At 59.7% G+C, this 9,962-nt stretch carries 7 protein-coding genes and 1 tRNA gene; all 8 read left to right on the forward strand.

The genetic code is table 11. From position 1 onward, the window contains the following. The first annotated feature begins 176 nt into the window (after positions 1–176). The 8 genes from bcp (at position 177) to Q0216_RS08595 (ending at position 9,659) form a co-directional block, all read left to right on the forward strand. Positions 177–653 (forward strand): thioredoxin-dependent thiol peroxidase, encoded by a 477-nt coding sequence (gene bcp, locus Q0216_RS08560; protein WP_298594535.1) that lies wholly within the window; start codon positions 177–179, stop codon positions 651–653. 199 nt (positions 654–852) lie between these two features. Continuing rightward, positions 853–934 (forward strand) — tRNA-Leu (locus Q0216_RS08565). Positions 935–1,100: 166 nt separating this feature from the next. Next, positions 1,101–3,233, forward strand: a complete 2,133-nt coding sequence (locus tag Q0216_RS08570; RefSeq protein WP_298594537.1) for an ABC transporter substrate-binding protein — start codon at positions 1,101–1,103, stop codon at positions 3,231–3,233. A 344-nt stretch (positions 3,234–3,577) separates the two neighbouring features. Beyond that, positions 3,578–5,059, forward strand: coding sequence for a malate:quinone oxidoreductase (locus Q0216_RS08575; RefSeq protein ID WP_298594539.1), 1,482 nt, complete (start codon positions 3,578–3,580; stop codon positions 5,057–5,059). A 258-nt stretch (positions 5,060–5,317) separates the two neighbouring features. Then, positions 5,318–6,673 (forward strand): YhjD/YihY/BrkB family envelope integrity protein, encoded by a 1,356-nt coding sequence (locus Q0216_RS08580; protein ID WP_298594541.1) that lies wholly within the window; start codon positions 5,318–5,320, stop codon positions 6,671–6,673. 83 nt (positions 6,674–6,756) lie between these two features. Further along, positions 6,757–7,773 (forward strand): alpha/beta fold hydrolase, encoded by a 1,017-nt coding sequence (locus Q0216_RS08585; protein WP_298594543.1) that lies wholly within the window; start codon positions 6,757–6,759, stop codon positions 7,771–7,773. Between the two features lie 137 nt (positions 7,774–7,910). Then, on the forward strand, positions 7,911–9,002 hold the full coding sequence (locus tag Q0216_RS08590; RefSeq protein WP_298594545.1) for an S-(hydroxymethyl)mycothiol dehydrogenase: 1,092 nt from the start codon (positions 7,911–7,913) through the stop codon (positions 9,000–9,002). A 9-nt stretch (positions 9,003–9,011) separates the two neighbouring features. After that, positions 9,012–9,659 (forward strand): MBL fold metallo-hydrolase, encoded by a 648-nt coding sequence (locus Q0216_RS08595; RefSeq protein WP_298594547.1) that lies wholly within the window; start codon positions 9,012–9,014, stop codon positions 9,657–9,659. Positions 9,660–9,962 lie beyond the last annotated feature (303 nt).

Below are 9,962 nucleotides of genomic sequence, written 5' to 3' on the forward strand. Positions count from 1 at the left end.
CCCTTGCAACAGAAAAATACTATACGCGAGTTTTTGTGGTTCACGCAAGTTGGTTTAGGGTGAGCCTGGACACATTGTTTGGGTGGGGTGTATGGGACACTAGTGTGTGTACTGTGTTGTGTACTGTGTGGGGCGCATCCGCGCCCTTCCCCTGTTTATTGTTTTGAGGAGTATTGATGAGTGTTCGTCTTGAGCCGGGTGTTCCGGCGCCTGCTTTTACCCTTGCTGATGCGTCGGGTGTGGAGCATAGCCTGAGTGATTATGCGGGTAGCAAGGTGATTTTGTATTTTTATCCGAAGGCGTCGACTCCGGGTTGCACTAAGGAGGCGTGCGATTTCCGCGATAATTTGGCGTCGTTGAAGTCGTTGGGTTATGTGGTGCTGGGTGTTTCTCCGGATTCGCCGGCGGCTATTGCGCGTTTTGCGGAGAAGGAGTCGTTGACGTTCCCGTTGCTGTCTGATGCTGATCATGCGGTGGCTGAGGCGTATGGTGCGTGGGGTGAGAAGAAGAATTACGGCAGGGTGTATGAGGGCCTGATTCGTTCGACGTTTGTGATTGATGAGCAGGGTGTTATTTCTGTGGCTCAGTACAATGTGCGTGCGACGGGTCATGTGGCGAAGTTGCGTCGTGATTTGGGTATTGATCCGAAGTAGGGTCGTGCTTTCTGTGTTTGGGTAGCGCGAGTGGCGGCGGCTCTGTGCAGCGGCTCTGTGTGGGGTCGCTGTGCGGCGTGTTTGCGGGCTTTTTGCCCTATGGTGGTTGCTTTTAAAGCTTGGAGAACCTTGGTTCCTGGTGTACACTAATTTTTTGTTGCCTCAGACGCATGCATCTTCGGGTGTGGGGTGACGCTACGCGCGAGTGGTGAAATTGGCAGACACGCAGGATTTAGGTTCCTGTGCCTTATGGCGTGGGGGTTCAAGTCCCCCCTCGCGCACACACATTTACATTGGCCCCGCCGTCACGGTTTTCGTGGCGGCGGGTTCTCTTGTATGTGCCTTGCCCTTGTATGTGCCTTGCCGGGGTGGGTGTGTCTCGCCCGGCTTGGTGTTGAACCGCTATCCTGAGAGATAAGCATCCGCGACGGAAGAGAGGACCCTCCCGTGCAGCATCAGCCTTATGCATCGTCAGCTGTTGGCACTTCTGATGCGCTGCTGCGAGCTACTGCTGGCTCGAGTGGCTTGAGTCGACGCGCCGTTTTGCGTTTTGGCGCGCTTTTTAGTGCTGGTTTGGCGCTTTCTGCGTGTTCTGGTCAGTCTTCTGCTGGTTCTTCGGCGAGTGCGTCGTCTGCTGATGCACGTCGTGTGTTTCGTTTTGCGCAGGGTGCGGCGCCGTTGGGTTTGGATCCGGCGTTGTTTCCTGTGGCGAGTACGTATCAGGTGACGGCGCAGGTTTTGCAGACGTTGTTGGTGGCGAATCATTACACGGGTGATCCTGAGGTTCAGGATTCTTTGTGTTCTGAGTGGACGGTTTCTGATGACCGTTTGACGCATACGTTTGTGTTGCGTGAGACGCATTTTAGTAGTGGCGTTGCGTTGACTGCGGATGCTGTGGTGCAGAATTTCCAGAGGTGGCAGGCGTTGGCTACGGGTGAGGGTACTGCTGCTTTGGCGGTGCCTGCTCAGCCGTTGTTTGCGTGGGGTTTTGGTGTGCCGAAGCCGGGTTCTATTGATCCTTCGGCGGTGGAGCCTGCGCCTGTTCAGGCGTCTCCGTCGGGTGCCGCTACTCCGAGCGCTTCCGCTACTGCTTCTGAGACTGCTACCCCGAGCGCATCCCCATCGGCTTCTGCGAGCGCTTCTGATGCCGCGAATCCGGGCGATACGAAGCCCGCGCAGAATGCTTCTTTACCGCATACTGTGCAGTCTTTCTTGCCGCTGGTTTCCTCGGTGGTGGCGAAGGATAACTCTGTGGTGGTGACACTGTCGCGTCCTTCGTTGGCGTTCCCGCGTATTTTGGCGCAGCACGCGTTCGGTATTATTGATCCTTCGCTTTTTGGTGCTGATCAGAAGCTGACGGGCAATCCGGTGGGTACGGGTGCGTTCCGTGTGGACTCGTTTGAGGACGGCACGGTGCGTCTGCTGAAGAATACTCATTTTGCTGGTCAGGCACCTGAGCTGGATGAGATTCAGATTTTGACCCTCACGTCGTCGGATAAGCGTTATTTTGCGCTGATGGAGGGTCATATTGATGCGTGTGATCAGGTGAATTCTTCTGATTTGGGTCAGTTGGCGCGTGATGGTTTTCAGACTCCGGCTCGTGACCCGTTCTCGCTGGTGTATTTGGGTTTGAATACGGCGCATCCGGTGTTGAGGAACATTTCGGTGCGTCGCGCTATTTCGCATGCGGTGGATCGTGGCGCGTTGCGCCAGTATTACCCGCAGGGTACGTCGGAAGCGCAGACGCTGATTTCGCCGTCGTTCCGCATTAAGACTGATGATGCGAAGGAATACACGGACCGCAATCAGGATATGGCGCGCTCGCTGTTGGCGACGGCTGGGTACGACAATCAGGTGATTGAGTGCTACTACCCTGCTGATGTTTCTCTGCCGTGGATGGATACTCCGCAGAAGGTGTATTCGGAGATGGTGGCTTCGCTGATTGAGGTGGGCCTGAATATTAAGCCGGTGCCTCTGCCGTGGGCTGAGTATTTCGAGAAGAGCCGTGAGGTTTCTTCGGAGCGCGGTATTACGCTGGCTGGTTTCTACGGCATGTACCGTGACCCGTATGCGTTCTTTGGTCCGGTGTTGGCACAGTTGATTGCTGAGCATCAGGTGCGTTCGTTGATTACGAATGCGCCCTCGGATATGACGACGGGTTTGACGAAGAAGAATTCTGATGTTCCGTCTTCTCGCGGTGCGGATTCGAATGTGCAGATTTCTGCGACTCCGAGCCCGCAGCCGAGTTATTCACCGGATCCGTTGACTCCGGAGGAGGAGGCTTCGGCTTCTGCTTCGCCGAGTCCTTCGGCAACTCCTTCGCCGTCACCTACTGCTGTGGCGGTGGCGCCGTCACCTCGTTTTACTGAGATTATGGAGGCGATTCGCACCGCTGATTCTGCCGATTCGGTGGATTCGCAGCGTGATTTGTACGCGAAGGTTGTGTCTCAGTTGGGTCAGTTTATGCCGGCGGTTCCGTTGCTGCATGTGACGTCTAAGGTGGCGGTGAGCCGTGAGGTTCAGGGCTATCAGACGGAGCAGAATGCGATTGAGCTGTTCGGTAGGTTGCGTAAGTCGTAACCTGTATATTTGATGGTTTGGTGAGGGGCGCATCCCGGTTGGGGTGCGCCCCTTTTCGCTACCTCGGGGGGCTTCGAGGCTTTCAGTGGAGCTTTCGGGAGCCGGTGCATGGTTGCTTCTGGGGGCATTGCTGAGACTGCTTTTGGGTTGTTGGCGGCGGGTGTAGCAAATGCACGCGGTTACAGGTCTTTTCGACCCTAAGAGATTTATTGATATGAACTGCAACACTCTCTCTCGTTTTGTGGATTCTGGCTATGCCAACCCCGCTAAAAGGAGTAGGCTAGATGATGTACCCCACATTCACTGTGCCCAGGCCGGGCACCCGCACCCTAAGGGAGAATTCAGTGGTAGCACGTACTGAACGAACCGACGTCGTCCTGGTCGGCGGCGGCATCATGAGCGCCACCCTCGGTGTGTTCCTCAAGGAACTCGAACCGAGCTGGAACATCGTCCTGCTCGAACGCCTCGATAAGGCCGCTCAGGAATCCTCCAACCCCTGGAACAACGCAGGTACCGGCCACTCGGCACTGTGCGAACTCAACTACGCCCCCGCTGGCCCCGACGGCACCGTCTCGGCTGCTAAGGCGCTGAACATCAACGAGCAGTTCCAGGTTTCCCGCCAGTTCTGGGCATCCCTGGTTGAAGAGAAGATTCTGGACAACACCGACTTCATCAACCCGGTCCCCCACATGTCCCTGGTCTTCGGTGAAGACCACTCCAAGTACCTGGCTGCACGCTACGATTCCTTCCGCAAGGAGAAGCTCTTCGAGCGCATGGAATTCTCCACCGAGCGGGAGAAGATTGCCGAGTGGGCACCGCTGACCGTCAACGGCCGCAAGGGCAACGAGCCGATTGCCGCAACTTGGTCCCCCGAAGGTACCGACGTTGACTTCGGCGCCCTCACCCAGCAGATGATTGACCACCTGCAGACCAAGGGTGTTGAGGTTCGCTACGGCTACCAGGTCACCAACCTGAACCGCGAATCCAACGGCTCCTGGACCGTTGATGCCGTCAACCGCATCAACAAGGAAGAGCCGCTGACCATCAACGCGAAGTTCGTCTTCCTCGGTGCCGGTGGCGGCGCCCTGCACCTGCTGCAGAAGTCCGGCATTGAAGAGGGTAAGGGCTACGGCGGCTTCCCCGTCTCCGGCCTGTTCCTGCGCAACACCCACGAGGCAACCGCAAACCAGCACAACGCTAAGGTGTACGGTCAGGCTTCGGTGGGCGCACCTCCCATGTCTGTGCCCCACCTGGACACCCGCTACGTGGACGGCAAGCGCGCTCTCATGTTCGGCCCCTACGCTGGTTTCAAGACGAACTTCTTGAAGCAGGGTTCCCTGCTGGATCTGCCGCTGTCCCTGCGCCCGCACAACATCTACCCGATGACCCGTGCAGGCATCGACAACCTCTCCCTGGTCAAGTACCTGCTCTCCGAGCTGGTCAAGGACAAGAACGCACGCCTCGAGTCGCTGTACCAGTACTACCCCGAGGCTAACGGCGGCGAGTGGGAGCTCATCGAGGCCGGCCAGCGCGTCCAGATTATGAAGAAGGACGCGAAGAAGGGCGGCATCCTGCAGTTCGGTACCGAGGTTGTTTCTGCAGCTGACGGCTCCATTGCGGCTCTGCTGGGCGCATCCCCCGGTGCTTCTACTGCGGCTCCGATTATGCTGAACCTGCTGGCTAAGTGCTTCCCCTCCAAGATTGCCGGTTGGGAGCCTCGCCTGAAGGAGCTCATCCCCGGTTACGGCGTGAAGCTCAACGATAACCACGACCTGGCTGATGAGCTGATGGCTCACACCGCTAAGGTTCTGGGTATTCACAACTAGTTTTCAGTTAGTTGAAAACAGTATCTGACAAGGCTTTTTGAGGCTTTTCGGGGTGGTGACCCTCTCTAGCTGACCAACAGATAAACTATCTGCACTCGCAGAAAAATACGGGAGGGTCCGAAAACCCTATAATGTCACCGCAGGGGCGGGAAGGACAGCTCATTGTTCTCCCCGCCCCTTCTGCACGCCCGTACTCTCTCAACCGAGCGAGCAGGCAGTCACATGTGTACATCTTCACCACTCATTCAAGGAGCCCCATTGGCTGCACACACCAGCCCTTCCGTGGACACCTCAGCAACTGAGTCACCGGCAGGAGCTCGCCGCGGACTCTTCTCACGCAAACAGAAGCCCGCACTTCCCAAGTATGTCAGCGTTAAACTACGCGACTTCCCCAAAGGCAGCATCCTCTACATTCTGCGCCGCACCCTCTTCAGGTTCACCGCCAACGGCGGCACCGACATGGCGGCGGCCCTCACCTACTTCACTGTGCTGTCCATCTTCCCGGCGCTACTGGCCATCGTCTCCCTGCTCGGTATTTTTGGTCAGGGCGAAGACAGCGCCAACGCCATCCTCGCTTTCCTAAAGGACAACGCACCCACCCAGATGTACGGCATTCTGGAAGACCCGATTAGGCAGCTCACCAGCGGTCATGGCGCAGGCCTGGCGCTGCTGGCCGGTATCCTCAGCGCCCTCTGGTCCGCCTCCGGGTACACCGGCTCCTTCGGCCGCGCGCTCAACCGCGTCTACGGCGTGCGTGAAGGCCGACCCGGCTGGATGCTCAAGCCCATCAACGTGCTCGTCACCACTGTGCTCATCATCCTGGCTGTGCTCATGATTCTGATGATGTTGCTGGGCGTAACCGTCCTCGATTTGATTGGCCAGTACGTACCCGAAACCGTCAATATGGAGCTCATCAAGCTCGTCTGGCTCAACGGCCGTTGGGTGCTGATTCTGTTCATGGCCATCGGCCTGATCACCCTGCTCTACGCCGCCACCCCGAACGTACGCCGGTTCAAGGCGTGGAAGCTCTCCGCCGGTGCGACGCTGGCACTGGCCGGTATGGGTCTGGGCGCTTTCGGGTTCACCCTCTACGCCAATAATTTCAGCAAGTACAACGCCACCTACGGCCTCATTGGTGGTGTGATTGTGATGCTGCTGTTCATCTGGATTATGAACAATATGCTCCTCTTCGGCGCGCACCTGGACGCCGAAATCATGCTCATGCGCCAAATCATTGCCGGCGACGACGACGACGGTCACCTGAAGATTCAGCCTCGTCACACGTCCGCTTCCCGTGCGCTGAAGGCACGCCAGGAGCAGCTCATGTCTGCAGGACGCGAACTGCAGCAGCAGGCGGCAGGCCAGGGCATGTTCCCCAAGCCGAAGGGCCCCTCCATTGCGGCTCGCGTGCAGAAGGCGGTGGACACCAGCACCACCAGCATTCGCACTCTCATTGCCGACGGTAAGGAACGTATCGAAAACGGCAAGGAGCAGCAGAAGCAGACGAAGGAGAGCGCGAAGGCGGAAGCTACCGAACCCGAGGCAACGGCTGAATCTCAGCAGGAGGCACTCTTCGACCTGAGCACCGATACCGGTGCGGCACAGAAGAACTAAACGGCAGCTCAGCTGAGCGCATATCGCCTCAACCGTTCAAGGGCGTGGGACAGAAACCCTGCGCTGGTCACTAAGATAGACATATGACCAGTGCAGATTTCTCTCCCGCGCCCTTTGCCGTACCCAATGCTGTTGTACCCGGCACGACCCTGCCCAACCTCGAGTACACCCTCTACCAGCCGCAGCAGCTCACAAGCCGCGTCCCCGCCCTCATGATTCACGGCTTCGCCACCCGCGGCGAACAGCTCTACGGCGGCACCGGCTGGATCCGCCAATACCTGCGCGCCGGATACCCCGTGCTGATCATTGACCTGCCCTACCACACGGACGAATACCTCAAAGACCCGCAGTTCACGGTTGATTGCAAACTCCCCGCCCATACGCAGGTGATAAACGGTGAAATCCCGTTTGATTCGGTGCACTCTGTTGATGCGGCGGGTCAGCCGCTGACCCCCATGCACCTGTTCACCAACCTGCTCGGCCAGCTGTTGCGCGCCGTCGCCGCCGAGAACGACCTCGGTGTTGAGCTGGAGCCCCGCGCACACGTGATTGGCTTCTCCTTCGGCGCCCGCGTCGGCTGGGAACTCGCCCTCACACACCCGGAGGCGGTCGCATCCCTCACCCTGGGCGGCCTGCCCCTGCACGACCACCTCATCACCCTGCGCGCCATGCTCGAAGCGCACGAGGGGACCAGCGCCTCCGCGAGCGCAGAAACGCCCGCGGCGGACTCCACCGACGAGGCGATCGCCTCCTTCACCTCGATCATTGACGGCTCCCCCATTCAGCCCGACGCGCTGCTGAAGTTCGTGCGGATTCCCTTCGGCCCGTTCTTCGACGTGCCCGCCCTGCGTGCCGGATCCCCAAATCTGCCGGCGGGTGACCCTGGCGCGCATCCGCGCGTCCCCATTGCGGTGGTGCTCGGCGATGCGGACACCATCGCCGCCGACGGTGCGGAACTCTACGACATGGTGCGCGGCAACAACCCGCTCAACCGTTTCATCTCCCTGCCCGGCCGCGACCACGTGAACGCACTGACCTCGGGCGCGTTCCGACGCGGTGCGCTCGCCTTCGCCGCCGAGGTAGATACGGCAACGTCATAAAACGTCAAATTCGCGTAGGCGCTTCACTATCGGCTTTATCGTGCGTTAGGTATGCCTTTGCTCGTAGAATGGGAACGTATCAAAAAACCTTTATCTGCGGTTGAACCTCAACCGCAATCCCCAAGCAAAGGAACAGCATGCACAAGGTTAAGGCCGTCGTAGCCCTCACTCAGGACGCCCCCGTCACCGTCACCACCATCAACGTACCCGACCCCGGCAAGGGCGAAGCACTCGTCAAGGTCCTCACCTGCGGTGTCTGCCAGACCGACCACCACTACGTCACCGGCGGCGTCGGCCAGGACTTCCCCTACCTGCTCGGCCACGAGTCCGCAGGTATCGTCGAGGCTGTCGGCGATGACGTCACCGACATCGCCCCCGGCGACCTGGTCATCCTCAACTGGCGTGCCGTCTGCGGCGAGTGCCGCGCATGCCGCAAGGGCCAGCCGCAGTACTGCTTCGCAACCCACAACGCAACCCAGAAGATGACCCTCGAGGACGGCACCGAGCTCACCCCCGCACTGGGTATCGGCTCCTTCGCGGAGAAGACCCTCGTCGCAGCCGGCCAGTGCACCAAGATCACCGCTGACATCAGCCCCGAACAGTACGCAGCCATCGGTCTGCTCGGCTGCGGCGTCACCGCAGGTCTGGGCGCCGTGCTGAACACCGGTGAGCTCAAGCGCGGCGAGTCCGTCGCAGTCATCGGTTGCGGCGGCGTCGGCACCGCATCAATCGCAGGCGCACAGCTCGGTGGCGCAACCACCATCATCGCCGTTGACATCGACGAAGAGAAGCTGGCACGCGCACGCGAGCACGGCGCAACCCACACCGTGAACTCCTCCAAGGTCGACCCCGTCGAGGCCATTAAGGAACTCACCGGCGGCTTCGGCGCAGACCTCGTCATCGACGCTGTCGGCATCGCCCCCACCTTCAAGCAGGCCTTCGAAGCACGCGACCTGGCTGGCCGCGTCGTCCTCGTCGGCGTGCCCGCACCCGGCACCACCTGGGACATCCCGCTGGACGAGGTCTTCGGCCGCGGCGGCTCCATCAAGAGCGCATGGTACGGCGACACTCTGCCCTCCCGCGACTTCCCCGAATTCGTGGACCAGTACCTGCTCGGCCGCCTCGACCTGGACGGCTTCGTCTCCGAGCGCATCGGCCTCGAAGACGTCAACGAAGCATTCGAAACCATGAAGACCGGCCGCGTGCTGCGCTCGGTCGTGGAACTCTAGGAGCGTAGCGTGAGCGAACGCATTGAACGAGTCGTCACCTCCGGCACCTTCTCGCTGGACGGCGGCTGCTGGGACGTCGACAACAACGTCTGGATTGTCGGCAATGACTCCTCCGTGATCATCATTGACCCCGCCCACGACGTCGACAAGATTTCCCGCATCGTCGCAGGCCGCACCGTGGAGAAGATTCTGCTGACCCATGCCCACGACGACCACATCCGCAGCGCCAAGGAGGCGGCAGAACGCTTCGGCGCACCCGTCTACCTGAACCCCGCGGACCGTGTGCTCTGGGAAATGGTGTACCCCTCCTGGGACTTCGACCACGAGCTCGCTGACGGCGACGTGCTGCGCATCGGCGACACCGAGCTGAAGGTCCTCGCCACCCCCGGCCACTCCCCCGGCTCCGTGTGCTTCTACGCACCCACCCTCAGCTGGGAGAACAGCGAAGGCGTCGTCTTCTCCGGCGACACCCTCTTCAACGGCGGCCCCGGCGCCACCGGACGCTCCTACAGCGACTTCGACACCATCATCGAGTCGATCTCGACCCGCCTGCTGACCCTGCCCGAGTCCACCGCGGTCCTCACCGGCCACGGCGACAGCACCGGCATCGGCCTGGAAGCACCCGAACTTCCGGCATGGATCAAGCGCGGTCACTAAACCGGTAGCCTCACGCCGAGTCTCTTACGCTGAGGCTCAAGACAAACGCTGAGGCTCACGACAAACCGAGCACGGTACACAAAGGCGGATGCCCCACCACCCACAGAAGGTGGCGGGGCATCCGCCTTTAAACATGCGCTAACTACGTTCCAACTGATCCCAAGGAGTCAGCTTCTCCTCACGCTCCTCACGCCACAGGTAGCCGTACAAATGACCCAACGCAAAATACAGAGTCGCAATAATCACCGGAACCATAAACGCATTACGGTAATACGGAGCATCACCCATGTAGCCGCCCCACAT

The sequence above is a fragment of the uncultured Rothia sp. genome, assembly GCF_937976295.1.
Lineage (GTDB): Bacteria > Actinomycetota > Actinomycetes > Actinomycetales > Micrococcaceae > Rothia.